Source organism: Halorubrum sp. JWXQ-INN 858, assembly GCF_009806985.1.
Lineage (GTDB): Archaea > Halobacteriota > Halobacteria > Halobacteriales > Haloferacaceae > Halorubrum.
This window is the reverse complement of sequence record NZ_WUAX01000016.1, coordinates 122,976-149,227: the sequence shown is the minus strand read 5'-3', so window position 1 is coordinate 149,227 and position 26,252 is coordinate 122,976. Positions and strand designations below refer to the sequence as shown.

Annotated in this window: 35 protein-coding genes and 1 tRNA gene; 13 read left to right on the top strand and 23 right to left on the bottom strand. The window is 56.4% G+C overall.

Translation table 11 applies throughout. From position 1 onward, the window contains the following. Positions 1–52: 52 nt before the first annotated feature. Positions 53–125, top strand: a tRNA-Gln gene (locus GRS48_RS12710). A gap of 159 nt (positions 126–284) precedes the next feature. On the opposite strand, the gene GRS48_RS12705 is transcribed toward GRS48_RS12710, so the two are convergent. The 10 genes from GRS48_RS12705 to GRS48_RS12660 form a co-directional block, all read right to left on the bottom strand. Continuing rightward, the gene (locus tag GRS48_RS12705; protein WP_159487114.1) at positions 285–620 is read right to left on the bottom strand and encodes a hypothetical protein; all 336 of its coding nucleotides are present in this window, start codon (positions 618–620) and stop codon (positions 285–287) included. Further along, positions 617–967, bottom strand: coding sequence for a hypothetical protein (locus GRS48_RS12700; RefSeq protein WP_159487112.1), 351 nt, complete (start codon positions 965–967; stop codon positions 617–619). The genes GRS48_RS12705 and GRS48_RS12700 overlap by 4 nt, the downstream gene beginning before the upstream one ends. Before the next feature lie 4 nt (positions 968–971). Then, positions 972–1,277: a hypothetical protein gene (locus GRS48_RS12695; protein ID WP_159487110.1), complete on the bottom strand. Its 306-nt coding sequence runs from the start codon at positions 1,275–1,277 to the stop codon at positions 972–974. A gap of 54 nt (positions 1,278–1,331) precedes the next feature. Beyond that, on the bottom strand, positions 1,332–2,099 hold the full coding sequence (locus GRS48_RS12690; protein ID WP_159487108.1) for a hypothetical protein: 768 nt from the start codon (positions 2,097–2,099) through the stop codon (positions 1,332–1,334). Positions 2,100–3,612: 1,513 nt separating this feature from the next. Then, a complete protein-coding gene (locus tag GRS48_RS12685; protein WP_159487106.1) occupies positions 3,613–4,146 on the bottom strand; it encodes a hypothetical protein in 534 nt (177 codons plus the stop codon). 449 nt (positions 4,147–4,595) lie between these two features. Continuing rightward, positions 4,596–5,582, bottom strand: coding sequence for a hypothetical protein (locus tag GRS48_RS12680; RefSeq protein ID WP_159487104.1), 987 nt, complete (start codon positions 5,580–5,582; stop codon positions 4,596–4,598). A gap of 149 nt (positions 5,583–5,731) precedes the next feature. Beyond that, positions 5,732–5,962, bottom strand: a complete 231-nt coding sequence (locus GRS48_RS12675) for a hypothetical protein (RefSeq protein WP_159487102.1) — start codon at positions 5,960–5,962, stop codon at positions 5,732–5,734. 54 nt (positions 5,963–6,016) lie between these two features. Continuing rightward, on the bottom strand, positions 6,017–6,277 hold the full coding sequence (locus tag GRS48_RS12670; protein WP_200840281.1) for a hypothetical protein: 261 nt from the start codon (positions 6,275–6,277) through the stop codon (positions 6,017–6,019). Continuing rightward, positions 6,274–7,104 (bottom strand): hypothetical protein, encoded by an 831-nt coding sequence (locus GRS48_RS12665; protein WP_159487100.1) that lies wholly within the window; start codon positions 7,102–7,104, stop codon positions 6,274–6,276. The genes GRS48_RS12670 and GRS48_RS12665 overlap by 4 nt, the downstream gene beginning before the upstream one ends. A gap of 48 nt (positions 7,105–7,152) precedes the next feature. Then, the gene (locus GRS48_RS12660) at positions 7,153–8,052 is read right to left on the bottom strand and encodes a XamI family restriction endonuclease (protein WP_159487098.1); all 900 of its coding nucleotides are present in this window, start codon (positions 8,050–8,052) and stop codon (positions 7,153–7,155) included. Between the two features lie 154 nt (positions 8,053–8,206). Here GRS48_RS12660 and GRS48_RS12655 point away from each other — a divergent pair, with 154 nt between their 5' ends. Further along, positions 8,207–10,357: a class I SAM-dependent DNA methyltransferase gene (locus GRS48_RS12655; RefSeq protein WP_159487096.1), complete on the top strand. Its 2,151-nt coding sequence runs from the start codon at positions 8,207–8,209 to the stop codon at positions 10,355–10,357. Here GRS48_RS12655 and GRS48_RS12650 read toward each other — a convergent pair whose 3' ends face one another. Next, a complete protein-coding gene (locus GRS48_RS12650; protein ID WP_159487083.1) occupies positions 10,358–11,239 on the bottom strand; it encodes a XamI family restriction endonuclease in 882 nt (293 codons plus the stop codon). Between the two features lie 125 nt (positions 11,240–11,364). Between GRS48_RS12650 and GRS48_RS12645 the strand changes: the two genes are divergently transcribed. Next, positions 11,365–11,799 (top strand): hypothetical protein, encoded by a 435-nt coding sequence (locus GRS48_RS12645; RefSeq protein ID WP_159487081.1) that lies wholly within the window; start codon positions 11,365–11,367, stop codon positions 11,797–11,799. Here GRS48_RS12645 and GRS48_RS12640 read toward each other — a convergent pair. Continuing rightward, complete coding sequence (locus GRS48_RS12640; protein ID WP_159487079.1) at positions 11,779–12,321, bottom strand: TATA-box-binding protein; 543 nt, start codon at positions 12,319–12,321, stop codon at positions 11,779–11,781. The two genes, GRS48_RS12645 and GRS48_RS12640, sit on opposite strands and share 21 nt — an antisense overlap. Position 12,322: 1 nt before the next feature. Beyond that, positions 12,323–12,757 carry a hypothetical protein gene (locus GRS48_RS12635; protein WP_159487077.1) on the bottom strand — a complete coding sequence of 145 codons (435 nt, stop codon included), beginning with the start codon at positions 12,755–12,757 and terminating at the stop codon, positions 12,323–12,325. Positions 12,758–12,893: 136 nt separating this feature from the next. Here GRS48_RS12635 and GRS48_RS12630 point away from each other — a divergent pair, with 136 nt between their 5' ends. Together GRS48_RS12630 and GRS48_RS12625 are read left to right on the top strand one after the other, a co-directional pair. Beyond that, entirely contained in the window at positions 12,894–13,304 is a 411-nt protein-coding gene (locus GRS48_RS12630) for a hypothetical protein (protein ID WP_159487075.1), read from the top strand. Between the two features lie 200 nt (positions 13,305–13,504). Then, positions 13,505–14,071, top strand: a complete 567-nt coding sequence (locus tag GRS48_RS12625) for a hypothetical protein (RefSeq protein ID WP_159487073.1) — start codon at positions 13,505–13,507, stop codon at positions 14,069–14,071. A 49-nt stretch (positions 14,072–14,120) separates the two neighbouring features. Here the strand turns inward: GRS48_RS12625 and GRS48_RS12620 are convergent, their stop codons facing one another. Next, the gene (locus tag GRS48_RS12620; protein ID WP_159487071.1) at positions 14,121–14,759 is read right to left on the bottom strand and encodes a hypothetical protein; all 639 of its coding nucleotides are present in this window, start codon (positions 14,757–14,759) and stop codon (positions 14,121–14,123) included. Between the two features lie 6 nt (positions 14,760–14,765). Continuing rightward, complete coding sequence (locus GRS48_RS12615) at positions 14,766–15,383, bottom strand: hypothetical protein (protein ID WP_159487069.1); 618 nt, start codon at positions 15,381–15,383, stop codon at positions 14,766–14,768. Between the two features lie 209 nt (positions 15,384–15,592). Here GRS48_RS12615 and GRS48_RS12610 point away from each other — a divergent pair, with 209 nt between their 5' ends. Both GRS48_RS12610 and GRS48_RS12605 read left to right on the top strand, forming a co-directional pair. Continuing rightward, positions 15,593–15,862: a hypothetical protein gene (locus GRS48_RS12610; protein ID WP_159487067.1), complete on the top strand. Its 270-nt coding sequence runs from the start codon at positions 15,593–15,595 to the stop codon at positions 15,860–15,862. A gap of 283 nt (positions 15,863–16,145) precedes the next feature. Beyond that, positions 16,146–16,319 (top strand): hypothetical protein, encoded by a 174-nt coding sequence (locus tag GRS48_RS12605; RefSeq protein WP_159487065.1) that lies wholly within the window; start codon positions 16,146–16,148, stop codon positions 16,317–16,319. A 56-nt stretch (positions 16,320–16,375) separates the two neighbouring features. Here the strand turns inward: GRS48_RS12605 and GRS48_RS12600 are convergent, their stop codons facing one another. Continuing rightward, positions 16,376–17,146 (bottom strand): hypothetical protein, encoded by a 771-nt coding sequence (locus GRS48_RS12600; protein ID WP_159487063.1) that lies wholly within the window; start codon positions 17,144–17,146, stop codon positions 16,376–16,378. A 391-nt stretch (positions 17,147–17,537) separates the two neighbouring features. On the opposite strand from GRS48_RS12600, the gene GRS48_RS12595 reads away from it, so the two are divergent. The 4 genes from GRS48_RS12595 to GRS48_RS12580 are packed head-to-tail and all read left to right on the top strand — an operon-like array spanning position 17,538 to position 19,327. Beyond that, complete coding sequence (locus tag GRS48_RS12595; RefSeq protein ID WP_159487061.1) at positions 17,538–18,317, top strand: recombinase family protein; 780 nt, start codon at positions 17,538–17,540, stop codon at positions 18,315–18,317. Between the two features lie 51 nt (positions 18,318–18,368). Further along, positions 18,369–18,668 carry a hypothetical protein gene (locus GRS48_RS12590; protein ID WP_159487059.1) on the top strand — a complete coding sequence of 100 codons (300 nt, stop codon included), beginning with the start codon at positions 18,369–18,371 and terminating at the stop codon, positions 18,666–18,668. Further along, positions 18,661–18,879: a hypothetical protein gene (locus GRS48_RS12585; protein WP_159487057.1), complete on the top strand. Its 219-nt coding sequence runs from the start codon at positions 18,661–18,663 to the stop codon at positions 18,877–18,879. Before GRS48_RS12590 ends, GRS48_RS12585 begins: the two co-directional genes overlap by 8 nt. After that, on the top strand, positions 18,872–19,327 hold the full coding sequence (locus GRS48_RS12580) for a hypothetical protein (RefSeq protein ID WP_159487055.1): 456 nt from the start codon (positions 18,872–18,874) through the stop codon (positions 19,325–19,327). The genes GRS48_RS12585 and GRS48_RS12580 overlap by 8 nt, the downstream gene beginning before the upstream one ends. A 131-nt stretch (positions 19,328–19,458) precedes the next feature. Here GRS48_RS12580 and GRS48_RS12575 read toward each other — a convergent pair whose 3' ends face one another. The 5 genes from GRS48_RS12575 to GRS48_RS12555 all read right to left on the bottom strand — a co-directional run bounded on the left by GRS48_RS12575 (position 19,459) and on the right by GRS48_RS12555 (position 21,301). Continuing rightward, on the bottom strand, positions 19,459–19,953 hold the full coding sequence (locus GRS48_RS12575; protein ID WP_159487053.1) for a YgjP-like metallopeptidase domain-containing protein: 495 nt from the start codon (positions 19,951–19,953) through the stop codon (positions 19,459–19,461). Next, entirely contained in the window at positions 19,946–20,194 is a 249-nt protein-coding gene (locus tag GRS48_RS12570) for a hypothetical protein (protein ID WP_159487051.1), read from the bottom strand. The genes GRS48_RS12575 and GRS48_RS12570 overlap by 8 nt, the downstream gene beginning before the upstream one ends. Further along, on the bottom strand, positions 20,194–20,586 hold the full coding sequence (locus GRS48_RS12565) for a hypothetical protein (protein WP_159487049.1): 393 nt from the start codon (positions 20,584–20,586) through the stop codon (positions 20,194–20,196). The genes GRS48_RS12570 and GRS48_RS12565 overlap by 1 nt, the downstream gene beginning before the upstream one ends. Next, positions 20,552–20,761 carry a hypothetical protein gene (locus GRS48_RS12560; RefSeq protein ID WP_159487047.1) on the bottom strand — a complete coding sequence of 70 codons (210 nt, stop codon included), beginning with the start codon at positions 20,759–20,761 and terminating at the stop codon, positions 20,552–20,554. The genes GRS48_RS12565 and GRS48_RS12560 overlap by 35 nt, the downstream gene beginning before the upstream one ends. 330 nt (positions 20,762–21,091) lie before the next feature. Further along, entirely contained in the window at positions 21,092–21,301 is a 210-nt protein-coding gene (locus tag GRS48_RS12555) for a hypothetical protein (RefSeq protein ID WP_159487045.1), read from the bottom strand. A 147-nt stretch (positions 21,302–21,448) separates the two neighbouring features. Between GRS48_RS12555 and GRS48_RS12550 the strand changes: the two genes are divergently transcribed. Next, positions 21,449–21,862, top strand: coding sequence for a hypothetical protein (locus GRS48_RS12550; RefSeq protein ID WP_159487043.1), 414 nt, complete (start codon positions 21,449–21,451; stop codon positions 21,860–21,862). A gap of 143 nt (positions 21,863–22,005) precedes the next feature. Further along, a complete protein-coding gene (locus tag GRS48_RS12545) occupies positions 22,006–22,293 on the top strand; it encodes a hypothetical protein (protein ID WP_159487041.1) in 288 nt (95 codons plus the stop codon). 383 nt (positions 22,294–22,676) lie between these two features. On the opposite strand, the gene GRS48_RS12540 is transcribed toward GRS48_RS12545, so the two are convergent. Together GRS48_RS12540 and GRS48_RS12535 are read right to left on the bottom strand one after the other, a co-directional pair. Next, on the bottom strand, positions 22,677–24,095 hold the full coding sequence (locus tag GRS48_RS12540; RefSeq protein ID WP_159487039.1) for a tyrosine-type recombinase/integrase: 1,419 nt from the start codon (positions 24,093–24,095) through the stop codon (positions 22,677–22,679). 134 nt (positions 24,096–24,229) lie between these two features. Then, positions 24,230–26,252 (bottom strand): PGF-CTERM sorting domain-containing protein (locus tag GRS48_RS12535; RefSeq protein ID WP_200840280.1); only part of this gene is annotated, 2,023 nt, incomplete at its 5' end.

The following is a 26,252-nucleotide window of genomic DNA, read 5'->3' as shown; positions in this document are numbered from 1 at the left end:
CGTCGGACCGGAAAGTAACCTACTTGAGGGCGGGCGAGGTAGACGCATTCGCAGTCCCGTGGTGTAGTGGCCAATCATAATGGCCTTTGGAGCCATTGACGGCGGTTCGAATCCGCCCGGGACTACTAACAAATTGTTACGAATCCCTTGAGAAGCATCCCTCAAGCGGCTGAATGTCGTCTTCCAACGGTGAACGCAGTGGGGCCATCACATCACTTTGCTGAGGCGCGTGGAGTAATAGGAGCACCGGAGAACAAAGTCCGAGGATCTAGACGGTCGCCTATCTACTCGTCGCGCGCCGCCCGCAACTCCTCCTCACCAACGTCGTCGAGAGCCGCGTCGGCGACGGTGACGAACTCCTCCCACCACTCCTCTTCAACCTCGTTGACTGCGTCGAGTTCGCCTTCGTAAATGGAAACTATCTCGTCCTCCCACACCCCGATCGCTTCACGGAACGACATCACCTCAGGCCGCCCGTACTCCGGTGCCAGATCACCCGGCCCCCTGTCTGCGGCGAGCTTGACGCCGAGAGGCGTTTCGTACACCTTGGGCTGCGCACGGCCCTCCTCAACCCACCCCACGTACCGCTCCAACGCCTCCTCGTCTATTTCGTCGCTCACGGCTCACCACCCCGAACATCACGCAACTCCTTTTCGCCGACACCGACGCCATCAGTCTCCTCGACGAGCGCGACGAAGTGCGGCCACTCCTCGTCGCTCACCTCGTCCACGACTTCGAGTTCGCCTTCGTAGACCGAGACGAGGATATCTTCGTACTCGTCGAGGATGGCGCGGCCATCGGCCTCCGTCTGCGTCCACGCGTCCCTCGCACTCGACATCTCCAACCCGACTTTCACTCCAATCGGCGTCTCATCCACCGTCACGCCACGGCCTTCGTCGTCTCGCACCGCGTCGAAGAAATCGGCCAGCAACTCCGCCCGTTCCTCCGGCGTACGTTCGTCACCCATCCACCTACACCTCTTCTACCCCGTCGATGATCCACTCCAATTCTTCTCCCCCGTCCGCCTCACCAACCCAGTACGCGACGGGGCGGCTCCAACCTCCATCTTCCTTTTCAGACCGTATCTGCGCCTTCGATTCGTCACCCGGCACGTCACCTTCGACGACTTCGATCCGCGCAACCTTCGCATCGGACGTATCAGACCGCTCCACGACACGCACAGCTGCTTCCTCACCACCAGCCGACGTGATCCACACCGGCCCCATTACGCCCATTATTGTGTCCATTACCTCCTCTGAGTCCATCGAGTCTGACATTAATCGGGTGATGCGTCTGGACGATTGTTAAAAATCAGGGAAAAGGAAGAACGACTACTCGTCGGTTGATTCGGGGAAGTCGCGGTACACCATCCATTCAGCCGCGTCCAGCGGCTTCAAACCCCACTCCGAACGTGCATCGTTCACACGATCTACGCCCACGTCATCACGACTGCTCGCCAAAATCTCCTTCGAGATATCGGCGACATCCATCTCCACGATGAACGCAGTATGCGGATCGGAGAAGTCATCAGGTCTAACGGACTCGATGTACTCCAACGCTTTCTCAACAGTCCAGAACGCCCGTTGCTCTTCTTCGGGATTCGGACTCACCAGAAGTCTATCCATCACCTTCTCAACGTACTCACGTCGCTTGTGATCTGATTCGTTGATGTCGTCGAGGAACATCCGCGCCACGCGAACAACGTCCCCTCGACGAATCACGTTCGGGTGGACTCGCTCATCCTCGTTGGCGAAGCGGTCGTGTTCGTGGCGGAGTACGGCAAGGACGAGTTCGCGCTTCGCATCGGGATCGCGCGGCACCTCGTCGTCGGGCACGTCCGAGGGGTCAATCTTCACCTCGCGCGGATAACCGACAAGTCCCTCGATGGCTTCCCGAGTCAGTTCACGGGCGTCGTCAGGGTTGTACTCGCCGGTGGACACGACGGGGCCGTCGGGGTGTTCGCCGAGCAATTCGGCGGCAGTAGCGTCCTCGTTCTGGACGTACTTGAGCATCAGTTGTTGGAGGGCCTGTTCCGGGTCTTCACCACGAGTTTCAGCAGCCTCGACAAACTCCTCTTCGAGGAATTCAGGGGCAGACACCATCCGTTCACCCTATACTATCACATCAGATTTTAAACAGGTTTCCCACCTTCGGAGGGGTTTAAGTAGTATAGCGGGCATCATTCAACGTTCATTTTGCGTCGGGGTTAGACCTCGTCGCCTGACACGGTCACCGGCAGTCGCCAGTCGGAACACGTCGGTGAACGAGAGAATATTTCCAACAAGTCGTCGCCAGAGTCTCGTTCGACGACGAACGAAGCGTCGAAGTCGTCGGTGAGTGTCGTTGGAAGGAGTTCGTGGGTGATGTCGGTGACTGTACCGGTCTATCCTTCCACCCCCTCCGGATCTGGGCAAAGTGGTGGTTGTTACAACAACCCATTAGAGAGATAGTTTTATTTTATTGACACACTTAGTCTTCCTCAGGGGGCTGCTCGCATACCGAAGGGAAGCACGTGCTTCCCGAGGACGACGACGCTACGCCGTCGTCGCGTCCCATCACGTACCGACGCCTTCTCCGGATTCTCGTCACGACTCCGATGAATCATCTCGGCCGGTTCAACGATCATCGGGGGAGCTGTGGCCCCCGTCTAACCCCGACGCAAAATGAGAGTTGAATGAAGCTCGCTATAGTATATAAAGGGATGTGGAGTGAGATAGATTTATCAGCGTGGCGACACTACTTGTAGATGCGGGGCAGACACCATCCACCATCCGTTCACACCCCGCTTTCTTCAACGTCAACACCGACGAGCCGTGCGGCTGCTCGCTCTTGTCGTCGGCGGCGAGGATCCGCTCAGCCGCCGACAACCACCGTCCTTCCACGATCGTCGCACAGGAGGTTCTGGTGGTTTCGTGTAGGATTCGACGTCTACCCCCACCGACACACACGAGCGCGTCTCGACGGTGTTGGGTGTGCTTTGTGGATGTGTGTACGTACGTGATGACTATGCAGTATGACCGCTAATGATGATCGCTCAGGATGTCCATCGAAGTAGGGGTGGCTGCGAGCAGCCTCCAGCGCCGGCGTTTTTATACAAACCGCAAGTATGATGATATGCGTCGCGCTGGTGACGCGGCGTACCGTGGTTGTCATTGCGCCCGTTCCGCCGTAGTGGTTCCACCGCTCCGCTCGTCCCAATCTACCCCTCTCTCGGGGATTTGCACGTGGGAAGGCTCTCTGAAGGGGGAAGGAAGGGATGGAAGGGAAGTGATGGGAAGGGTTCGATGTCGTGGTGCTGGTTTCCACGCTACTCGTTTTCGATGTTTCTCTTCGACGAGTGGTTGTAGAAGCGAGAAGCAAGGGCGGCCTCCGTCGTCGCCTTCGATTCGCGGTGTAGAGGCGTCGCGGCGGATGCGTGGGGAGGTGCGGAGTGCCGCGAGGTGGCCTCTACAGCTGTGAGAGGCGAAGGGGGCCGCCGCGTTGGCGAAACACGAACTATTCGGGCACTCGGGGAGTGGTGACAGCTCTTTGGCGATCGATGCAGTAGAGGTGCCGCGCCTCCTACTCGAGGATACGCTTTTCGTCGGTAAAAAACCGTCTCGCGTCGGCGTTTCAGTCGTCGCTGAACGTCATCTCGTCGGCGTCGATGACGGGGGCGTCCGGGAGTGCTTGGCGAATGTTGCGGATGTCTTCGGCGAGATCGTCGAGTTCGTCGTCCACGTCATCGACTCCTTCGAGGGCGTCTTCGAGGGTTTCGAGTCGGTTGTCGAGATCGAAGCAGAACTGTTTTGTGGCGACGTAGTTCTCCTGCAGTTGCTTGTAGTTGGTCTCCATTCGTTCGACTCGTTCTTCGAGGGTGTCGGCGTCGTAGTCCTCCTCTTCGTACTCGTCGTACTGTTCTTCTCCGAGTTCGGTGGCTTCGACGACACGGGGTGCGTGTTGTGCTCCTTGGGCTTCTTCTTCTCGGTAGGTGCTTTCGACGAGGCCTTTCTCTTCGAGTTTGTTCCACCTGTAGCGGATTTTGCCGCGTCCGGCGTCGGTGTTGTCGGCCCAGCCGACGGCTTCGGCGACGTTGCTGGCGCGGACGGGGCCTTGTTTGACGGTGATTCGGAGGACTTCGATGTCTTTGTTTGCGAGTTCGTTCATCTCTGTTTGTTGATAGGTGTTGGTGGGGGTTAAGCTTCGCCCGAGAGTATGCCCGTGGATGGGGTTGCCGGTGATTCGTCTACCCGTGATTTCGCCCACGAATTTGCAGGTGGTTTTCCGGGCGAGGAGACCGCCGACAATACTAACCCCGGGTGTCTGCGCGGTAATGGGGGATGGTCTGAGCGTGTGGATCGTCGTCTGGATTCTCGAGTGGAAACAGAGGGGGTGTGTTCTGCTTTAGCGAGTGAGGTGTGAGGTGTGCGGTCTGCCGCTGGAGTTCCCGTGGGGCTTCAGTGGGCCGCAATGCTGGCCCCTAACAACCCTGCTACAGTTCCGTGGGGGTTCAGGGGTTACGCGTTCCGCGAGATCAACGACGACCGTCCGTGTAGCGAGGGACTGGGGTTCACTCCACCTCGAGGTGGTGTGGGGTTCAACGAGAGTAGTGAACGTCACCGATCTGGATACATCGTCCGGATGTCGAACAGCGTGTCGCTGAAAACGTGATTTAGGCGCGTCAAGAAGTGAGTCCACAGATCGTCTGCCGGCCACGAGTCGTCAAGGTGCGTCTCGAGGGTTACACCGTCTGAATCGACGAGCATCAATAATCCGCCGGCTTCGACGCCGAGAGTAGAGCAGAGCCACCGTCGGTGTGCTTCGACTTGCATCCGGTGTTGGTGGTTGATCTCCTCAGAGGTCTTCACGTCGACGGCGTACAGGCCGTGTTCCAGTGTTTCGTGGCCTTCTTTGACGAGGATGATGACGTCGACGCGGCCGCCGTACGCACGTTCTCGTTTGACCTCTTCGGGTTTGTGGACGTACTGGTGTTCGTGCGCGACGACGCGTGTGTGCGGATTACGTTTGATGGAGCGAATCCAGCACATCTCCATTTCTCGTGCTTCTTCGAGAGCTGCGTCCCGTATTTCGTATTCTGCTCCGAGGATGGGTTCGTCGTGGATTCGTGGTGAACCGGGCCAGTCTTCGAGGATTGTGTGGAGGTCTCGTGGTGATGTGTCGTCTGGTTGGTTTTTGATGATGGAGTCGAGTTGGTCTTCGATCTCGTCGTCAGCTTCGTCGAGTGTTTCGCCGCCGTCGAACGACTCGATGAGGGTGTGGAGGATTTTGCCGCGGTGGCGTTTGTAGGCGGTGATGTTGTCACGGACATCTACGTTGAGGTTTGCTCGTGGCCGTCCGGGGTAGAGATCGTGGTCTTCTACGAGTTCGTGCCACGGGAGGCTCGTCGACAGGTAGTACGTTGACGGTGAGTCGGGTATGACGGCGGATTTGGCGCGGTAGTAGATGATGTCTTGGCGGTCTTCGTCGTCGAGTTCGACGATGTGTGTGGTGAGGTTGTCGTGGGGATCGATTTTGGCTTGGATGTATTGTTTAGGGTTGGGGTAGGGTGATTCGTCGGGCAGGATGGTTTGGGGTGCTTGCATTTGTAGGCCGATCAAACTGGTTGGTAAAAATGGTAATCCACCCAAGGTGAAAGTGAAACTGTTGTGATGGTAGGTAATTCGGATACTGCGTGCTCACACGACTATCCGTGTCAATACTACTATACTAATACTTGTGGTTTATTGGCCTGTTACACGTTGAGGGTCAACTCGTCGTCGAGTGGGATGCGGGCGACTTCGCCGTCGCTGTCCTTGACTTCCACGCCGGGTGGGTGGGTGGTGATTTCGATTTCGGCTTCTTCGTCGGACTGTTCAATTGCTACTTCGAGGTGGCCGGCTGATTCTGTGCGGTTCACGTCTCGGATTACAAGGTTTCGTTCGGTGGACGGTTCGTCTTCGTTGTCGGTGTTTTTCGACGTCACGCGTTGAGCCGAAAGTCGATGTTCGATTAAAAGGGTGTGTCCGCCTAGGCTGCTCTACTCGTCCTCAAAGGGGGCGAGATCTGGATGTCTGAACTGTACGTGGAGCAGTTCGTTGGTTGATGCGTCTTTCAGTCGGTAGCTGTAGGCGTCAAGCGTTCGTCCGGTTTCCTCGCCGAGTGAGTCCTTGAAGCGATCTACTACGACCGCACGCGTGTCGTGGTGTTGGGAATCGGGATCGTCGTCGGCGATGTATATCCGAACCTCGTTACCGGGTTCATAAGGTTCCGGTGCGGGTTGTGGAATGTCTTCGGTCACAGGTAGTTTGTCAGGGGTTTTTCGAGGGAGAGCTTCCCGCCACTAAAGAACGACGAGTCGGTTGACTCCAGTTGACCGGAGCGTGACCAGTCGAACTCGCATTTCTCAATCCCGTCGTTGGTGCGTTTCACAACGGATGGTGATTCAGTAAATTCGCCGAGGAGATTGGCGTGTGGGAAATCCTCTACTTTGGCTTGCAGTCCCGGTTTCCAGATGACTGGGATGTCATCGTGGACGAATCCGGAGACTGGCACCGATCCGTTCCGAGCTTCGTCTGCGTATTCCTCGTACGCCGAGAACGGGATGATGTAAGCTTTATCGAAGAATAGCTGACAGACGAAAATGGGGACTTCGTTCTGGTCACGCCACGATTGAAGGCGGGGATAATCTTCGTCTTTGACGTACGCCGAGAGAGAACTGTTGTATTGACGGTTCTCAATGTGGAACTTGCTTGACTCCGCTTCGAGGGCCATTTCGGCTTTCGACTGGATCCCCTTCTGCTCTAGTTTTGGTAGAATCTCTGCTCTCTCATCGGGACTTCCTGCCACGAAGTCGTGTATCAGTTCTTGAGACTCGTCTTCTATCTGTTCGATTCGTTCCTCGCTGAATACGAGGACGTCAGGCCGCTTCATCTCCTCAACGCCCGGTTCCTTGACCTCATCGAGTTCGGCTTTGGTTTCGAGTGCGTCTCCTCGTGAGATACCGTATTGGAAGGCGAAGATGTCGTCCTGACGTTCGATGGTTTCGATGAGAACGGTCTCCGCCCATTCGCCTCTAGCAAATTTGTGGGCGAAGTCTTCGCCGCGAGGGATTTTCCCGATGTCCATACTTATTCATTCTGACAGTGCATTATGAGGTTTGTGGCGCGGCTTCGTTTACGAAAAGTGGGATTCGAGTGTGTCTAGGCGGTGTTCCCAGAATACGGTGATGTCGTCGTTGAGAAGGGTCTCTATTTGACTCTCCGGAATCCACCCCGATAGTGCGGCTGCAACGGTGGAGTCGGGGTGGGTTCGGCGCCAATCCGATTCCTTGTTCCGTATCTCTTTGATTCGTTTGTATGAGTCGATTTTGACACCTATTGCTTTCGCCTCGATGAAGACGAGTCCTCCGTCTCGTTCGCGTGCTACGAAGTCGGCCTTCTGATGGTCTCCACCGGTTACGGAAACCTTCGTTTCGGGGGTGAACGAGCCGGTTGGGATGTCGTCCTCCGATTCGAGAAGTGAAATGTTGACCTTCTCGAGACCGGCCTTCAACATCGTTTCGGCAACCTTCTCTTCCTGCACGTCTTTGCGCCAGTTACGGTATCGAGTCTTGGCTTCGGATTGGGCGATGATATCGCAGACCCACTCTCGGGACTGTTCGACTTCATATTCTTCGTCAACGTCCTCATTGAGCCACGGTACCTTCCGTTCGTCGAGGTTGCGTTCCACGAAATCGGCCATTTGCTCGGCCGTGTCGTGTTGCGGTGTTGTGGGGCTCTCCTTTTCGTAGCTGTCGGTGCTGGTGATGCCGGCGAACTGTCCGAACTTCATTTGGGAAATTGGTGGTTTGACAAGGTATCGCAGAAGTTTGACGACGTTCGGTTCTTCGCGGATAACTTCGCTGCTGAAGTCACGGAAATTGTTCGTGTGGTCAGCGACGTAGTCATACAGTCCTTTGTTTCTCTCGAATTCCTGTTCGTAGAAGTCTCGGATGGCGTCAAGGAAGATCTCCTCTTCGAAATCCTGACTCTCTTGGACGACGTCTTCGACTGATTCACTCCCGGAAAGCTGCATACAGGGGATGACACATGGGTGGATGTTAGCTTTTTATGTGAGGACTGACGATGTCGGCGCCGGATGACACAATCAGATAGATACATACCGGGGGAGTCAGAACATCGAAGCAACGTGAATATTGACGGTCTAACGCTCGGCAATGAGGGGTTCTATGAGTAGGTCTGGAACCGTCGAACAGATCATTTCGGATGTAGCAGAGTCCATCGAGGGCGATGTCGAATCTTTGAACGGGTTTGAAGAGTGGGTTGACAATCACGGGCTTGGCCGAACTGATTCGGCGGACGCAATTGTCGCTCGCCAAGCCGCCCTCCACGTCTCTCTCGTGGCTGCCCTCTACGAGTCATACAGATCCGAGGGTGTTGATCTTCCGCAGCTTGACTCAACTGCGTATCGTGAGCAGGTGACAGATGCGCGGCAGAAAACCGGGGATGATTCGTTCTCGTCCTACTTCTTGTCGGATGCTGCGGAGTTGTTCGACGAAGATGATCTTTCGCGTTTGATTGAGGCCCGGGAGCAGTTTGTTGAGGCCGACGATTTGGCGGAGACGATCGGGCGAGTCCACGAGTCTCTCGTGCCGAGGAAAGATCGTCATCGTCTCGGGCAGTTCCGTACTCCGCCGGTTATTTCGGATTTGATGGCCGAGTGGGCAGTGCGTGAGGGTGATGACGAGATTCTAGATCCGGGGATTGGCGCTGCGGCTCTCTCTACGAGCGCGTACAAGACGAAGAAGAGTCGTGTTGGAGACTCCGAGTTGGACGAAATGACGGGGGTAGATGTAAGCGAACTCTCCGTGCTGATGGGAAAAACTTCGCTTCGGTTGTCGAACGGTGGAGGCAGTCCTAACCTTCGGACGCGTGACTTCATCGATCTGAGCCCGGAAGAGACCGGAACTGTCGATGCCGTCATCTCGAATCCTCCCTACACGCGACATCACGAGTTCGACGAGGAAGTGAAGGCCGAGATCAATCGTCAGATGGAGGAAGAGGCGGGGCGTTCCATCTCGACTCTTTCTCCGCTCTACGCGTACTTCTACATTCACGCGACGGAGTTCCTCGCCGACGATGGACGAGCCACGTTCATCACTCCGTCCGAGTTCCTCGAGACGAAATACGGGGAGGATTTGAAGGCGTTCCTGCTGGAGAACTTCCACATTCGGGGGTTCGTACTCTACGACAGAGAGGCAGATTCCCAGTTCGACGAGGCCCTCACCACTTCGTTCATCAGCTTCCTCGAAAGGAAGACCGATGGAGAGGAGGACGACGAGGATCTGACCAAGTTCGTCCGGGTGGATGAGTGGCCGGGTCAGGATGTGGTTCTCGACGCCGTTGATGACGGGACGGAGGGGGACACGGAGTGGGGGTTCGTGAACACGATTCGTCAGTCCGATCTGGAGCCGGAAGACAAGTGGGACGATCTGCTTGATCCCCTTGACATCGGCGACGACGAACAGCTCGTACCCTTCTCCGAGATCGGAGAAGTAAATCGGGGCATCGCTACGGGAAAGAACGACTATTTCTGCCTGAGCGAAGAAGAGCTATCTGGCTCTGCTGGCGATTACGAGTGGGAGATTGAGGATCGATGGCTGTCTCCCCTCGTTCGAAACGCGCGATCCGTTCCCCATTTCGACTATAGGGAGTCAGACTGGGAGCGTCAGCGCGACGCTGGCGAGGAGGTCTGGGTTCTCTACCATTTGGACGAGTTGGAGTGGGTACCAGAGCTACACCCGGACTCAGATGATGGAGAGGAGGACGGTCAGAACGCACGGATCAGCGACTTCTCGGCGGACAACGATGGCGAGGACAGACCGGGAGTCGTAGACTACCTGAAGTACGGGATGGAGGATGTAGAGGTTCACGAAGGCTACCTCGCCAGCAACCGTGAGCCGTGGTACGTCTTCGACCGTCGCGATCCTGCACCGATCCTCTACACGTATATGAGTCGGTCACGTGGCCGGTTCATTCGCAACAGAACCAGTGCAAGGAACCTGACCAACCTGCACTGCGTCTACCTCGACGTAGAGATGGACGAGGACGAGATCAACGCCCTTCTGGCGTACCTGAACAGTCCGTTCGCCGACGAGATCGTGAAACGACACGGACGGACGTACAGCACCGGAATGGACAAAGTGGAGCCGAACGAGTTGGAGGGTGTCCCCGTTATTGATCCGCGGGAACTTGACCGGGATGTCGTCGAGAGGTTGGCCGAACTGTTCGATGACCTGTGCGAATCCAGTCGGAGTGGTGACGAGCAAGAGGTTCTTGAGGAGCTGAGTGAGGCTCTCGATGACGTTCTGAACGTGTAGTCAAGACGAGACGAACTCGGAGAGCCCGTCGAGTTGGTGATCCCAGAACACCCTGATTCCGGTTTCTTGGAGTGTCTCCACGTCATTCGTGTTTATCACTCCGCCGATGACAGCAACGATACGTGCATCCGACCGATCTTCAGTCCAGTCGTTGTAGTCGTTGACCATCTCCTTCCGCCGTTTGCGGAAGTTAATCTCCGTGCCGCTCATTTTCGCCTCTATCAGGGTCAATACTCCACTGTAATTCCTGATGGCGAAGTCCGCCTCCTCGTTTGACACGTTCAACTCGGTCTCGTATTCCCCGGGTTCTAAGTCCTCCACGCCGTCAACCTCCACCTTCTCAAATCCGGCCTCCACCAACTCGCCGGCTATCGCGTCGTGCTGCTTCGTTGCCCGCCAGTTTCGGTACTCTGTGTTCGCTTCGGAGGTGGCGATATTGTAGGCAATAGCGGTCTGAAGCTTCTTTATGAGTGCGTTTTCGTCGTACTCGTGGTACCCCAACCCACCGATCTCCAGCCACGGAAGCAGACTCTCGTTCCGATACTCTTCGAACGTGTCGATGATCTTCTCAGCAGTTTCCGTTCGTGGTGTTGTGTCATCCTCGTAATCCTCGTACTTCCCGAGGGTTTGATCGCCGACGTCGCAATACTCGGAGAATTTGTCACGGCTCAGAATCGGTTCGGTGAGATAACGAAGAATGCGCACCGTGAGGGGGTTCTCTCGGACGAACTCCACATCTACGTCCCTGAAGTTATCCGACGACTCGGCCAGTTCTCTGAACTTGACTTCGGTGGTTCGGAATATCTCGCGTTGGAACGTGGCACACTTCTCAACGAATCTCTTCTTCTCCTGTTCTCGACTCTCCTCGGCGAGTTCCTCCATCGATTTACTTTCCGTACTCATTCTTCCGTCTCGTTCCTAACTCGTTCATACCCCGGAATCTAAAGCGCACTGATGAACGGGGACGAGACGCAAGCATCAAGAGTCGACAGACTTATTTGGGAGGTATGAGCGCGGATCAGCCGGAGTTCAGCGGCACGATTGCCCGAGAAGAAATCAAGGGCGATGAGGAGGATCTTCTCGCGGTGGCACCATCGAGAAAGGAGGGTGTTGACTTCATCCGGGCGAACAACGCTTGGGGTTTCGTTCGAATGAATCGGGAACCGGAGTTCGTAGCCATCTACATCAGCGAGGACGTGCAGCAGGTGAAGTACGTCGGGAGGGTTCGGGAGATAGTTGAGGCCGACGAGGCGTCGCTCTCCCGACCGGCGGACGAATACGAGGGGTATGATTCGGGGAAGAAGGTGCTGGTCTTCGAGGACGACTCCGTGTACGAACTGGAAGACCCCATCCCTTACGAGAATCGAGTCATCTTCCCATCGTTCAACTACACGACGCTTGGCGATTTCAAGAACGCGGAGTCAACCGACGATCTGTTTTAGCCGCCCCGTTACCGCCTCAAATCCTTCGTTGGCTGTTTTCACGTCCGGTGAGCCGGTGATCACTACCTTACCGCTCCCGAAGATCAGGAACACAGATTCGATGTCCGGCGGCCGGTACACGACGCCCGGGAACTGTTCCGGTTCGTACTCAGTCTTTTCCAGTCCGAGGCCGATGACTAGTGCATTCAAGTTCACGCGTTCTCCAAGATCGGCGGTCATCACCACGTTCTTGATGGCGAACGTGGCCGTGGCTTCTATTCCGAGTTCTCGCAGCATCGCTACCATCCAGTCCTTCAATTCCTCGGCCTCCTCTGCGCTTTTTGCACCGGTGACGTGGTAACTGCCGGATCTAAACAGCGTGACCATCGGGCCGCCCTCCTCTCGTCGAAGGTAGACCACCCGGTTGGAGTATGTTTCATCCGAGAGCTTGACGACGCCTGCATTGATGTCTTCGGCGACTGTTTGAACGTCTAACTCGCGTCCCAGCTTGCCCGCCGCAACGACGTTCACGATTTCCGTCATTCTACGGGTAGTCGATTATAATCTGACCTTCGTTCTTTAATTGTCCTTCCAAGTAGATCCCGCTCACGTCGCTGAATTTCTGGGCGTATTGGGTGATTTCGGCCGGTGGTTCCGTTTTTTCGAGCCAGTTGTCCAAATCGAGCGAGTAAACCGTTTCCACCCAATCGATCTCCACCTGCCAGTCGATGCTCCCGAGGTGGCTCCAAGCATTGGGGTTGATGTTCTCTTGAGCGTCTGATACGGCGACGAAGGGCCCGAGGAGATATCCGTGTCTATCGCTGTCCTTCCTCATCATCCGATGAAGGAAGAGGGTATCGTTTTCCTCAATTGCGAGCTTTTCGCCTTCGTCGGTGGTGTCCTCGTGGTTCCCGAACAACCGCCGTATCATACACTCCCGTTCGGTGTCCCAAGTGCAGGTGAACTTCCAGTATCCCATGCGTCGACACAGAACTGAGAGGATATAGTGTCTAGTGTGGGATTTACCGGTTCAGACCACGCGAATGGATATCTCGCTGTTCTTTCCGGCGTTTTCGCCGTCTTCTTATTCGTTAGTGGACACTAGTTTCTCGTAGATGATCGTAGCCTCACTTGACGAGCGAGATGGCAGCGGCAACGAGGAGCGTGTTTTGACTCGGTGGCGGAACAACCGCGTCATCCGTCGCGACGAAACGGGATTGCGTGTCGCAGTCGTTGTGCAGGTTCGACGGCGGGAGATGTGGATCGACGAGGCTCGGTGGTTGGTGACTCCCGGAGGCATCCGGTATTCGTTGGGGAACGTCTGCTACCGTGACGAGTGGTTCTCCGACGACAAGATGCAGGAGAAGCGCGTCAAGGTCTACGCCGACGAGCACCTCAACGAGATTCGCATCGAACGGGATTGGCGCGGCCCGCCTGAAGCGGACTACCGACAACTCGGCGATCTCGAATGGCGAGTCGGCAGTCGGTGGCGAGTCGACGAGTCTGGAGCTGAACACGTACGGTGAATTTCTACGTCGTGAGGGTGGGTAGTTTGTTTTCAGCACCACGCGTTCACGCGATTTTAGAGGTTGTAGAAGGCTTATGCGAGACTGTCACACTCGCGTACGTTGGAGGGGTTTCCTTGATCGTATTCTGCCATCCTTCGTCGATCGCGCGCATCAACCGTAAAGTCTGACACGCGTCCTCGTGAAGTGTCGAGGTACTAATGGGCGACGACGAGGAACTGCCAGACGACTTGTTGGAGCTGGCCGGGTGGAGCGACGAGATTCCGACGGGGTACGAAATAGACTGGGTGGATGACGGCGTGATCGAGGTGCGTGGAGTTGAGGCGTTCCCGCAGCATATCACGAGGTTCCCGGCGAGCTATGGATTGGTTCTGTGGCGCGAGCAAGTCGAAGAGTACGTTGAGGAGTTCTCTATCGATGAGTGCGGGATACCGGAGACGTACACGGAGTGGGACGACGAGTATGACGAAAGTGATGCGTTCGTCGATGGGCCTGCTTTTGATAACCCTCCCACGGAGATAGAGATTGTCGGTGGTGGGGTGATGTCTCGTATGGTGCGTAGGGCGGTGCGGGAGTTGGCCGGGCCGTACGGGTATGACAGCGATGAGTTCGTCGTGTACAACTGCTTGCCGCGTCCTGTGGTGGTGTTGAGGGACGGTGTGGGGGCTATTTTGATCGCTCCGTATTGGCTCACAGAGGATGGATGGGATTCGAGCGAGTTGTTGACGCGGTACTATGACGAGTTTGAAGATCGTTACGAGGTGTGACTTCTTCGGGTCACAAAAATGAACCTCAGCCCGGTCAGATTTCTATCCGTCATCCCCCGAACGCGTCGATGTTGTTTTCGAGGGCGAGGTACAGCATCTTTGCGCCCACGTCGAGGCTGAGTGCTTTGGCCGAGTTGACGGCGTCGCGGAGTCTTCCCTCGTCGGGATCCTCGCTTTCCAACTCGTCGGAAAACTCGTCCAGCAGCTCCAGTAATCGCTCTCGTTCGTCGTCGGAGAACTCTCCGTCCTCAACCTCTCGTCGGATTTCTTCGACGGTGATGGTCTGCGTGGCGGACTGTTGTTGTGATTGGTTTTGATAGTTGTTGACGATGATGTTCGGCTGGCCTGCGGGTGTTTGCGCTGGTTGGGGTTGTTGCACCGGTTGTGGGAATCCGTGGATGTTGAAGCCGAGGGCGTCCGAGAGCGTTTCGAGCCGGAATTTGACCCGCTGCAAATCGTCGGCTCGTGGGCGTGGTGGTGCCCCGGCGACTATGCCGGCGCCGGTGGGTTCGGCCTTCTCAACATTTTGCACGGTCTGGTTATCGGGATGATCTCGCTGTACCTCGTCCAACACGTGGTTGAATCGGTTTATGATGGCTTCGCCGATCTCCCTCGAGCGTGACTCGTCGAGGGCCTTTTCGCACTCCCCGTACAGCCGTGTGATTTTGGTGTGGGTATTCGTGCTCATTCGTCGTTACTCTCCCTCCTCTTCGGGGACTCCGACGTCTTCGAGGACGTCAAGGCCGTGATCGGTGATTTTGTAACTGTACGAGCCGCCTTCGTCCGTTCTGTCGGTGATCTTCCGCTCCCAAAGGTTGGTCAGGGCTGGGTAGATGCTGCTCTCGCTCACGTCGAGTTCTGCGGCTTCGTCGCGGACACGTTTGCCGGGGACGTAGCGTTCGTCGCCGTTGAGTTCGTGGAGGATGTGTAACACCCAGTTGTGCGCAGTCCCCGGCTGGATGCTTCCCTCCTCTCGTTCGTCTTCCTCGTCGTCGGGTTCGTCAGGTTCGACTGTCCAACTGTTGGAGTCGTCTGAACCGGTTTCGGTTGAGCTTCTTTGACCTGTTCCGGAGAACTCGTCGTAGCTGGCTTGGCGCAGTTCGGCCGGTTCGAATTGGATCGTGAGGCCACCGATGTCGATGCCCTCGATGTTGTTGAGCATCTCGATGGTGGAGCGGATTGGGTGATGGTCTGCGATCTCCAATTCGATTTTGACTCCGCCGATTTCATCGTCGTCGTACGTCTGAAGCATTCTGACGGCGGCTTTGTCAGGGTGCTTGCCGCGCAGAGTCATTTCGTCTAGGTCAGCCATAGTCTGAGTTGGGCAAGTAGCACCATAAGTTTTGCCCAACCGTTAGGGGCTAAATGCCCATTTGGGGCACGTATCCCAAGTGGGATACAACTCGGTTCCAATTCGGTTCCAACCCGTGGGCAACGAGTGGTACACGCGTTGACAACTGATGTTCAATAAACCCCGTCGGGCGACGCCACTAAACCTCACGCGCACCGACGGACGGTTGCGTGCAAGAAGACGAACGAGAACCGGTTGAACTGTCCCTATTCGGCGAAACGGCTGAAGTCAGTCAAGATGCGGATCCCGTCGCGGCGGTCATCGCCGCGGAAGAAGAATGTCGGCGCAAGTCGGACTGCAACTCGTCAAGCGTCGAACGTAAAAGTGTGAATTCGGATGGGCGCGTTCCCGTCGACGAGCCGCAGAATAGCACTGGACGTGGTGGTGTGTTGGCGCGGATGCGTGCGGCGGCGAGGGCCGTCGTGGCGTTCTTCTCGTAACGAGTTTGAGTGGGTAGTGGTTTCTCGACTCCAAAGTAGGGGGTTGGCGTGCAGATTTTCGCTTCGACTTCGATTTTCGACGCGGTTCTTTAAGTGGGGTTGTGAGACTTGGCTTCGACGAAGACGACACGCTCCTCTCGTTCGATGGTGATGTCGGGTTCTCTATGGTGGTTCACGATGCTCGAGTCAGCCCTTCTCTCCTATCAATCCTCGTGATTTTCATTCAAGACGTGGGGTGTCCCGTCCTCGGGTTTATCTGGGATGACGCGGCCAACTCGCCTCGATGGTTGGAGAACACCCACAAGACGACTTGCTCGTCGTCGTAGGACTGTGCCTGTACGCCCGCGAATTCGAGACGGCTGAACCGAGGAACGCGGAGCGAGCGTGGATGCTCGCCGAACAGCTTGCTGAGCGTCACGGCCTCTCTCCGGCGGAGGCGGTGTTGCAGTTGGAGTAGTTTATCCGGACGCGTGGGGGTGTGCGGAACTCGTTGTCGAGACCTAGTGAGGGGGTTTACTCCCGTTGAAGTCGGAGCTCCATCTTCCGGTACACGTCGCTGCTGACTTGGAGCAAGATGAACTGAGAGTACGTGCGCATCGTGTCGTCCATCAAATCGTCGATGAACTCGTCGTCATCGATTGCCTCTTGGAACCTGTCGAACGGAATGTTGGTGGCGTCTTCAATGGATGCGATCTGGCCGGTTTCGAGTGATTCGTCGCTGATGTTGTCGGTGATCTCTTCGACTACCTTGTCATCCAGTTCGAAGTCCTCTTCCCCCCGTTCTGCCATTTGATCGGCGAGCCCGTCGAGTTCGATATCTTCTATGAAGTCGTTCACGTCATCGATGTCGTAGTCCCTGTCGTGGTTCTCCTTGACGTGTTCTTGTAGGTTGTCGAGGATCTCGAGTGGGCCGAGGTTGTCGTGTTGTTCGGTGATGTTGATGAGACCGGTGGCGAAGGCGGAGAGGACGGCGAGGTCTTTGCGGGCTTCGAACGGGATTTTGTCGGGTGCTTTTTCGGCGTGGGAGCGGAGATTGTCGGTGAGGGGATCGAGTTTCTCACGGAGCGTTTCCGTGTCGTGTTGTTGGATGCCGGTAGTTTGGTGACCGATGTTCTGGAGTTGACCGATCAGGGCGAGGGAGTCGCGGTACCACTCCTTGGCGTCGTCCGTTGATTCGCGGCTACGGCGGTATTCGTAGAGGCCGATTCCGCCGAGGATTGTGACGAAGATGCCGGTGGCTAGGCTAAGGAGGGGTTCGGCGGTGATTGCGTCTACGATGCTCACTGGTGCGTGAATTGTTGCCTTCTCAGATAATTTTTGTGTGATGTGTTGGCACAAGCTCGTGAAATCTTGGGTGTGTTCGCTTCGTCGAACTGGAAGAGCAACCGGTATCGGATCCGGTTGTTCGTCGAGCGGGTTCGTTTTGATGGTGGTGGCGCACGAGATAGAACAGCGGATGAGCTAACGAGTATCACACGAGTCTTCTCACCGTACCCCTTCGATCTCGCTGCCGAGACCTCTTCGAGCCGGCGTTTAAGTTTCGTGACAGAGTAGTTACTGTTGAGTGGTAGTCAGACGGATGTTCGTTTACAGGCCTGTAAACGAGAGCGATTCTTTAAGTGCTGGTTCTGTGGTAAACTGGCAACCCCTCAGAACCGAACAAGCCCTCCAAACTATGACACAGTCTGACGAACAATACGAGAAGTACATTCGAGCGAGCACCGACACCCAAGAGAAGTCTCACCAGAAGCACGATCTCGACGACTGGATTGACGAGAACACCGACATCGACTCCGACGAAGTAGTCGAACACGTAGACCTCGACAAGAGCGGAAGCACCCGGGAGCGAGAAGGCTACCTCGAATTGCTCAACCGAATCAAGAAGGGAGAAGTCGATCACGTCGTCGTCTGGGAAATCAGCCGCATCGGGCGACGCGGATCCATCATTCAGGAGTTCTTCGACGCGTGCGAGGACAACGGAGTCACCGTCCACATCACGAACGGGAAGGTGGACAAGATCAAGCCCGACGGAACGAACCGTTTCGTCGCCGACGTTGTGGGGATGGTCTACACGGAGGAACGACGCCAGATCATTCGGCGAACAAAGTCCGGCCTCCGACGCGCTCGACGCGAAGGCAAGTGGCTCGGCCAAGTCCCGACCGGCTTCGTCCGCAGCGACGAGGGGTACCTTCACCCCAACCTCTCACCCGACTACGATGGTGGCGAAACCGGGTTTCTCGATGTCACCGAGGCACTCGAAGCCATCGAGGACGGAGAGTCGTACAGGAAGGCCTCCCGGGAACTCCCGAACTGCTCCCGGCAGACGTTGATGAACATCCACAAGGACGAGGAGCGACGCCGGTGGTACCTCGAAGAGGAAGCCGGTGACGAGCGCGTCGATGAAGCTCTCGAAGAGATTGACCGCGGGGGAGCGAGTAGCTCCTCTCCGCGTTAAATGTCAACTTGCGTACCTCTTTTATTGTCAGAAGGCGTAGTAATACCTGTAATGCGAGGAGGTGACTCTCCAAGCGATTTGACGACTACGTCGATCAAGATCACGGAGGAACAGAAGCACTGGATCGAATCGAACCGCATCAACCTATCCGCGTACGTCCGCGACGTCATCGAAGCGTCGCGGGAGATGGACGACTTCGACAGCGGCGCAGCCCTCGAAGCCGCCCTCAGCGAGCGCGAACTGTTGCAGAGTCGTTGCGAGCGCCTCGAGCAACTGCTTCGAGAGGAGGAAGCCGTCGAGGACGCCGTCATCGATTCCGCCCGACACGGAGCGGGTGATGACGATGAGTGACGAACCGGAACCGTCGGACGATGAGGAAGAACTTCGAGAGGCGTTGGAGCGGGAGCGGTTCCGCCGGCAACGGGCCGAGAATCGTGTAGAACTCCATGAAAAGAGATTAGAGCAACTCGAAAAACGTCGCCGTGAAAAAATACGCGAGTTCTTCGATGATGTCGTCGAGGGACTCGACGTCGACGACGAGGCGGGTGATCCCCGTGAGTGACGACACCAAGTACGGCCACCTCGCCGACGACGATGATGAAGACCGCCGGGAACGCGACGAGGACGAGGAAGAGGAACCCGGTGTCGAGGTGAAGCGGCACACCGTCGTCATCGATGACGAATCCGAGGAGGCTGTAGACGATAGAGGCGTTCGCTACCACTTCTACGTCGAGCGTGGGGTTGTCGTCAGCTACACTGCTGGCCACTTCTTCGATCTCTCCGGTGGGGGTAAAAACAAGATGCAGACCGATCCGATGCGCGTCGGCTGGAACGAGATCGGCGACACGGTCAAGAGCAAACTCGAAGACGAACTCAACGTTGACGACATCGTGCGCCACCTCGACTTGCCCGAACACCTTCGACGCGTCGAGCGTGGAGGGTTGGAGAAGTCGGAGGAGGCGGAGCGCAGAGACGAGTTGGACGAGCGGTTGGAGGAGACGTTCGACTGAACTGCCTTTCTCGCCGACACGCGTTCGCCACAACCGTCGCTACTCGTCTTGTCTCACGTCCGCGTCAGAACCATCGTCCCTTTCGCCACGTCCGCTTTGCGTCCGTTCTCGTCCTTGTTTAGATGTCTACGTCAGTACGCCGGCACATATCCGTCGTAGTCAAGCGCATCGGCCATCTTCTCCCGACGTTCGTCGACGGTCTCGCAGCGTCTGTCGACGGTCTTCGAGTTGGGGTCACGCGTCAGGTGTTTCGCCACTTGCGCCCAATCGATGTCTCCGGCGATGGCTTCGTCAACCTCGTCTTCCCTGTCTTTGAACGTCTCGTAGATGTCGATGACCTGCTTCCAGAACGACGGCTTGTGGTGCGCGTGTTCGACGTGTCCCAGTTCGTGGATGATCAACATCAACCGACGATTTACGTCCCAGTCGATCCACTTCTGGCGGTTGATCTTGTAGACGATGGTTCCGTCACTTCGACTTCCGCACCGGCCCCAATTGCCGCTGAGATTGTCGTCGAAATCGACGTGTTCCGGTTTCAACTCGTCCGTGTCTCCGGGGGTGTCCCAGTCGGAGTAGTAGATGTTGAAGAGGTCTACGAAGACTCTGACACGGGGATCATCAGACACCATCGTCACCACCTCCGAGGGGCCAGACTTGGCGAGAGCCGTCCGTCGTAAACACGAACCGCGCATACTCGCCTTCGCAGTCTGTGTCAATGTGAGCGATCCCGATGTTTTTCTCCTCGTTGAGGATGATTTTGGTGTCCGTCTCCTCGACTCCGGTGGTGTTAGCAGCCGCGTAGCGGGCGGCGGCGAGGACTTCGTCGATCTCCTCGGGCAAGTCGTCGGTGTCGATGTCGTCCTGCATTACTCGTCACCCCCAATTTCGTCAGCCAAACTCGGTATTTCTTCTTCCACGTATGGGTAGTCTCGCGGATAGATTTCGATGGCGATGCCGAAAATGGTGAAGTCGACGAGTACCGCGGTGAAGTCATCTTCAGGGATGATGTCGATAAGGTAGTCGTCGAAGAAACCCCGCACGTCATCTGCGGACGTTCCCGGATCGAAGTCGACGGCGATGACGGGGGGTCTGACCTTCATCCACTTGATGTCCTCACCGTTCTGTTCAGCCTCTTCGAGGGCGGTTTCGACGTCATCTACCAGCTCCGCGAAGCCGTCGATCTCGTCGATGTCGGGGCGGTCTTCGGGGCCGTTGTACTCGGGTCTATACACCATCGTCATCACCTCCGCCGTCACCATCGGGCTCAAACACGATGGACGTGTCATAATTTTCGTCGGTGGTCTCGATGTGGATGATTGCGACGTCACCGATTATCTGGTGATCCATCCCGGTGATCTCAACACCTGAGGTTTCTCGAATCGGTTCGACAACGCCTCTGATGGTCTCTTCGATGTCGCTGCTCTCAGACCCCATAGACATCACTCTCGTTGTGGGAGACGTCGAGACAGTGGTTAGTTTGTCTGTCGTGCTCTTCTGCTACCGATCTGCTTGCCGCATTGGGTTTTTCGAACATTGCATCACTGACGATTGAACTACATAGTTAAAAACTTCGACGTGGCAGGCTTAATGATTAATCATTAAGGTCAAATAATGGGGTCTAAACTATATCAGACAGCAGAAAACACGGGATTCGATATGACGTGTTTACCGAACAGAATCGGAATATCAACCGGGTTTAAATACTACTTTGAACGGCGTTCATCGTCGCTAACCGGTGGCGCGGATTGCGAGGACAAGAAGGGTTCAGTTGTCGAACTCGTCGGAGAGTTCGTACAGGCCTGTGTTGACCTTGATGACGACGTCGGCGAGTCGGAGTTCCTTCAGGTGGTGTTGGACAGCGTGTTTGCTGGGGATGGTTGTGTTCTGTTCGATGTGTTGTGGCGTCGCTCGGCCTTCTCTGAGAACTTCGACTACTTCGCGTTGGGTGTCTGTGAGTTGTTCTTCGACACTCATCTCAGTATATTTATACGTTTTAGCGCCACTTAGTAGTCTCGGAAGAACGGCTTCCTTGAAGTCTCAAACACCAACTTAGTACCTTTGCTTAACCTCGTATCCCTCCGAGAGAAAGGTATATCTGTCAAACTCTCTAATCTTGTGTTGGTGACAGAAATCGAAGGTCATCACGACAGCACCGATACAGAATACGTGGAAGAACTCATCGGACACGGAGAAATCAGCGCAGCCCTCGACGAGACGGACTACAACACCGTCATCGACATCGCCATCGGAGGCCGTCCGCAGCGAAACCTCGTGGACAACCGCCACCACTTCACCGTCTACGACGTGGAAGTGGGGTACGTCGTCCGCTACGAGTCCGCCACCTACGAAGAAAAGGAATACCACGATGTGATGGACGTCCCGGCACACGTCGCCGTTGACTGGCTGCTTCCCGCACTCGAAGAGAAAGTCGAACGGGAACGTGATCCCGGGGAGGTCATCGAAGTGCAGACCGTTGAGGACGGCTTCGAGGAGTTCGTCGATGAAGTGGTGGAGGAGTTGCTGGACGAGTTCTGACGGCCTAGATCCGCTCGCCAGACAGTTTGCACGGAACGGTTCTCCCCACGGTGGGGAGTCGGGGTTCGACTCCCCGGGCGTGTCTCGAATCGTTCGCAAACAAACCGGACTGATGGAGGTGATGTCGAACAAAACCAACGAAAATGCAAGACAGCGAAACCGAACTTGAACGACTAGAAGCGATTTACAACCATCAAGACATCCACACCGTCTCAGTAATGCCGTTCGCTGACGGACTGGTACTCGACGAAGAGTGTAGCCGTGTGGATGGACGCCCAGCGATCGAGATACCACACCCTGACCCTCACTTCGAAGCCGTGACTGAGGAGTACGCAACCTTCGATCATATGCTGTGGGATCACGGTTGTGAAACAGTGGATTTTGGCGACTTCACCTACATCGTCTCCTCGTCGGAGGGTGAGAACCGATGACGAAGTTCGCCGAGTACCGAGATGAGTACGTAGACTACGACTGCACTAGCACGCCGATAGTCAGCGTGAAATTGGAGGATGGACGGGACATCGAGGTCTGTGATGACTGTCGGGGTATCTGCTGACCGCTCGCCAACCAGCAGCAAGGCTTACTCGCCGAAGTCATCGACGAAAGCCAAGTCCGCATCATCGGCTACATCACTCCCGAGACGCCGAAGAAACCGGAGAACGAATCAGCGAAGGAGAAATGTACAAACCACAAGACGAACACCGCCGCTTCCCAAGCCACGCAGACAACTTGGTAGTCGAACCCGATTCGCTCCGCGCCGTCCGGCGGCGCGACGAGTGACGACGACGAACTACTTCTCCTCGACGCGTAGCCGCTAATCGTCGTCCGTACGAACCGGATGCTCCTCCCGCTGTTCGTGATGTATATCCTCCAGATTATCCACCACCCACTCCTTCTCCTCGTCATCCAACTCTCCAACCTCGAAATCAAACTCATCCTCCCAATCAACCGGGAACGTCGCCGCCATAAACACCCGATGGACGCGATCGTAGTACGATGGCGACAACTCTGATACGTCAGCCGGCGGAATCTGACCCTCGTACTTCTGTCGAACCTCGTCGCCCTCGGAAGTGATTTTGAGATACATTTGCCACCAACGCGGACTCGACTCGATCCTGAGCATACACTGCGGACAGTAATTCTCGCCGCCGTGCAGCGGCACGCTGCACCGGGGACACCTGTCCAACTCCGGTTCGCCGATCTCGTCATCCTTAACGTCGAACCCGTACTTTTTCAGAACTTGTTTGTTGATCTCTTCTTCTTCGATGTGCTCGTACCGCTTGAGCATATTCGAGTCACGAGACCAGCCGGCACGGTGCTTGATCTCGCGGTCACTGAACCCCTGTTTAGCCCAGATCGTGACGGCGGTATGCTTGAACACGTGTGGATGGATATCCTCTGTATCAAGACTCACATCCGCCTTGTCAACGAGTCGCTTGAGACGCTGGCGCACGAGTGCGGGAGTCATCGATCCGTCGTCGTCCTCGTCAGTCCACCCCTCACTCTTGTGGAACAAGGGAGCACCATCGTCATCCGGACGAGGATGATCGTTTATCAAGTAGTTCTCCACGTGTACCGCACTCCACGTCAATGGCTTGCGTGCATCATCTCCCTTGAGACCCGTCGCTTCGGTATTGGGTTGAAACAGTCCACCACCATCACTACGGAATTCGACGTCGCGGACTCGGAGTGAGAGCAGGGCAGCGATCCGCATCCCGGTATCCGCGAGCATCGCTACAATAGCTTTGTCGCGCGGATTCTTGCAAGCATCTTGGATCAATTCTTCAATCTCACTCTTTGACAAGATGTCTTCCGGAGTGATCTTCGACGGTTCATCTTTGGTCAGACGAATCGAACCCTCACGAGGTAGCAACTCTGCGTAGTCTCTGCCGAACTCTTGCGGATCAGCTTCGCGCAACTCACGAAAGAGCGTACGAAGTGCCTTCTCGTAATTTCGCCGAGTTCCCTTCGATGACCACCCCTTTTCATCTTCGAGATTGTCTATCACACGAGTCATCTCCAACGGTTCCATCTCAACGATTGGCTTGTCGCTCTCTTCGCTGATCAGCCGAAGCTTCGACAAATATTGGATCACCGTGCTGTCAGCCATCTCCTTGCTGGATGCAGTAGCAAAGTTCCAGAGCAGCGTGGAATCTTCGCTGTCGATGTCGTCTAACTTCTCCTTCTGATTCTTGAGTTGTTCGGAGAGGTTGTGGGGATCATCAACCGACATACCCCACATATGGAATAGGATTATTTAACTTTTTGTTACGAATCCGCCCGGGACTACTTCTGTGTCGAGTTGTGACCGCGCTAAATCACGAGGCTTTCCTCTCGGGTTTCGGTGACACGGGGTGACCGAACGTGCTATCGACGCGTACGCACTGCCACCCCAGCCGTAACCAACAACGCGAGGACCGCGGCCAGTAGGCCGAATCCGGGGATCGAGTCGTCCGTCCCTGCATCCTCATCGGTCGACGAGCTGGGCGTCGATTCGGTGGGTGTCGTCCCAGGTGTGTCTGGAACCGGAGTCTCAGTCGGTGTGTCTGGAACCGGTGGCTCAGTCGGTGTGGCCGTCTCTTCGGTCTCGGTATCAACGGTGTCCGAGCGGTCCGATGAACCGGACCCACCCGCGGAGCCAGAATCGCTGGATGGTGCCGATGAATCCGATTCGCTGCCACTGTCGGATTCGACCTCGAAGCTCGTTTCCTCGGTCGCAACGTTGCCCGCATCGTCGGAGACGGTGAGGGTTGCAGTGTAGGACACCCCCGGCTCGACCGTGAGGACGTGTTCCGTTCTCGTCGAGGTGATCGTCGTCTCATCGTGGTCGGTGACGTCCTCGCCGTCGACGTCGAGCGTGACCGACCCAACGTCGATGCCGGATCGATCATCGTCGTAGCTGAACTCGATCGTGACCGCACCGTCCGTCGACTCGACAGTTGCGCCATCGACAGGCGACTCAACGTCGACGACCGGCGGTTCCGCGTCCGGAACGAACGCACCGTACGTCGAGAACCCGCTCACCGACGCCGTGAGGAACGGATCTCCGTTGGAATCGATCTCGACAGCCGACCCGGCGACGGGCTCCCATGCTCCATCCGCATCATCGTAGTAGTGTAGTTCCACTTCGTCGGGCGATGCGCTGCCGGGGAGTTCGCCGCCGTCGATCGCCATCGATATCTCTGCGCTCTCGACGGTGCCCTGCTCGAGGTAGTACTCGAGGAAGTTGTCCAGTTCGGCAGTAATGAAGCCGACACCGAGCTGGCCATCATCGAGGTTCGCGTTGGCAGTCGTCTCCGACAGCGACGCGAACAGATCCTGGCTAAGGACCGCCTCGTCGGCCTCGTCAGCGACCTCGAACTCAATGGTGGTCCCAGTGTCGTCGATCTCAATGACCCCGTCACCGAGCGTAAACCGAGTGTCGACAGTGACTGACGTGGTGTCGGTTCCCTCGTTGCCGGCTCGGTCGGTTCCAGTACTTGTAATCTCGTAGCTGCCGGTCTCGCCGGTGGCAAACGTGCCGGTGAAGTGGGTACTGCTTCCACCGACGGGGAGCACAGATACTGAATCGCTTTCGGTCGAGCCGTCTGGGTCAGTGAACACGCCCTCTACCTCGGGAGCATCCACGAGTGGTTTGTCGCTTTCGACAACGACCGTCGCACTTTCGCCGTCAACGTTTACGAGTGTCGACGAGAGGCGTGGAGCATCCCTGTCGATCACGAGAGTTCTGTCTTCGGTGTCCGTCCCCACGGTTCCAACTTGGTCGACCGCCACGACAGACACTTCATAGCGTCCATCGTCCGCGATGTCTTCAGGCGATACCGTCGCTGTCCATGTCTCACCACTCTCATGGCTCGCCTCGAACGAGCGAACGTAGCTCGTCTCAAGCGAACTTACTAATACGTCCACCGTCTCCAGATCGAGATCGGCGTCAATCTCGATGGTTACGGTGACGTCTTCACTCGCATACGTCTGTTCTGTCTCGGTGTCGGGATCGAAGTTGACTGAGTGGCCATCGACGTCAATGATTGACGCCTCGACGGTCGATTCATCAACGTCGACCCAGCCGGCGTTCCTGTCGCCGAGTTCGAGGTCGTAGTGGCCTGTCTCGTCGGGCTGGAAGGTGATGTTAATCGCCCCGAGGTGGTAGTAGCCGGGAGAGAGTGTCGCCTCCTGACTCCCGACGTCGTGTGTTTCGCCGGTCTCGTTGTGGGTGGCAGTGAGTTCGATCTCTTCGGTCCCTTCGACGTTGCCCGCCTGGTACAGGCTGCCGATGACGTACGTCTCCTCACCTTCGACGATCTCGACTTCCGAGACGGATGCCGCGATCACCTGAATGTCCGACTCGGCCGGCTCGACCTCGACGAATCCGGCGTTCCTGTCGCCGAGT

What these genes read in the sequence shown, in the direction of transcription:
- GRS48_RS12700 (WP_159487112.1), bottom strand. Translation starts at nt 967, where the DNA reads ATGGGTGACGAACGTACGCCGGAGGAACGGGCGGAGTTGCTGGCCGAT.
- GRS48_RS12695 (WP_159487110.1), bottom strand. Translation starts at nt 1,277, where the DNA reads ATGTCAGACTCGATGGACTCAGAGGAGGTAATGGACACAATAATGGGC.
- GRS48_RS12685 (WP_159487106.1), bottom strand. Translation starts at nt 4,146, where the DNA reads ATGAACGAACTCGCAAACAAAGACATCGAAGTCCTCCGAATCACCGTC.
- GRS48_RS12680 (WP_159487104.1), bottom strand. Translation starts at nt 5,582, where the DNA reads ATGCAAGCACCCCAAACCATCCTGCCCGACGAATCACCCTACCCCAAC.
- GRS48_RS12665 (WP_159487100.1), bottom strand. Translation starts at nt 7,104, where the DNA reads ATGGACATCGGGAAAATCCCTCGCGGCGAAGACTTCGCCCACAAATTT.
- GRS48_RS12660 (WP_159487098.1), bottom strand. Translation starts at nt 8,052, where the DNA reads ATGCAGCTTTCCGGGAGTGAATCAGTCGAAGACGTCGTCCAAGAGAGT.
- GRS48_RS12655 (WP_159487096.1), top strand. Translation starts at nt 8,207, where the DNA reads ATGAGTAGGTCTGGAACCGTCGAACAGATCATTTCGGATGTAGCAGAG.
- GRS48_RS12650 (WP_159487083.1), bottom strand. Translation starts at nt 11,239, where the DNA reads ATGGAGGAACTCGCCGAGGAGAGTCGAGAACAGGAGAAGAAGAGATTC.
- GRS48_RS12645 (WP_159487081.1), top strand. Translation starts at nt 11,365, where the DNA reads ATGAGCGCGGATCAGCCGGAGTTCAGCGGCACGATTGCCCGAGAAGAA.
- GRS48_RS12640 (WP_159487079.1), bottom strand. Translation starts at nt 12,321, where the DNA reads ATGACGGAAATCGTGAACGTCGTTGCGGCGGGCAAGCTGGGACGCGAG.
- GRS48_RS12635 (WP_159487077.1), bottom strand. Translation starts at nt 12,757, where the DNA reads ATGGGATACTGGAAGTTCACCTGCACTTGGGACACCGAACGGGAGTGT.
- GRS48_RS12630 (WP_159487075.1), top strand. Translation starts at nt 12,894, where the DNA reads ATGATCGTAGCCTCACTTGACGAGCGAGATGGCAGCGGCAACGAGGAG.
- GRS48_RS12625 (WP_159487073.1), top strand. Translation starts at nt 13,505, where the DNA reads ATGGGCGACGACGAGGAACTGCCAGACGACTTGTTGGAGCTGGCCGGG.
- GRS48_RS12620 (WP_159487071.1), bottom strand. Translation starts at nt 14,759, where the DNA reads ATGAGCACGAATACCCACACCAAAATCACACGGCTGTACGGGGAGTGC.
- GRS48_RS12615 (WP_159487069.1), bottom strand. Translation starts at nt 15,383, where the DNA reads ATGGCTGACCTAGACGAAATGACTCTGCGCGGCAAGCACCCTGACAAA.
- GRS48_RS12605 (WP_159487065.1), top strand. Translation starts at nt 16,146, where the DNA reads ATGGTTGGAGAACACCCACAAGACGACTTGCTCGTCGTCGTAGGACTG.
- GRS48_RS12595 (WP_159487061.1), top strand. Translation starts at nt 17,538, where the DNA reads ATGACACAGTCTGACGAACAATACGAGAAGTACATTCGAGCGAGCACC.
- GRS48_RS12590 (WP_159487059.1), top strand. Translation starts at nt 18,369, where the DNA reads ATGCGAGGAGGTGACTCTCCAAGCGATTTGACGACTACGTCGATCAAG.
- GRS48_RS12585 (WP_159487057.1), top strand. Translation starts at nt 18,661, where the DNA reads ATGAGTGACGAACCGGAACCGTCGGACGATGAGGAAGAACTTCGAGAG.
- GRS48_RS12570 (WP_159487051.1), bottom strand. Translation starts at nt 20,194, where the DNA reads ATGCAGGACGACATCGACACCGACGACTTGCCCGAGGAGATCGACGAA.
- GRS48_RS12565 (WP_159487049.1), bottom strand. Translation starts at nt 20,586, where the DNA reads ATGGTGACGGCGGAGGTGATGACGATGGTGTATAGACCCGAGTACAAC.
- GRS48_RS12560 (WP_159487047.1), bottom strand. Translation starts at nt 20,761, where the DNA reads ATGGGGTCTGAGAGCAGCGACATCGAAGAGACCATCAGAGGCGTTGTC.
- GRS48_RS12555 (WP_159487045.1), bottom strand. Translation starts at nt 21,301, where the DNA reads ATGAGTGTCGAAGAACAACTCACAGACACCCAACGCGAAGTAGTCGAA.
- GRS48_RS12545 (WP_159487041.1), top strand. Translation starts at nt 22,006, where the DNA reads ATGCAAGACAGCGAAACCGAACTTGAACGACTAGAAGCGATTTACAAC.
- GRS48_RS12540 (WP_159487039.1), bottom strand. Translation starts at nt 24,095, where the DNA reads ATGTCGGTTGATGATCCCCACAACCTCTCCGAACAACTCAAGAATCAG.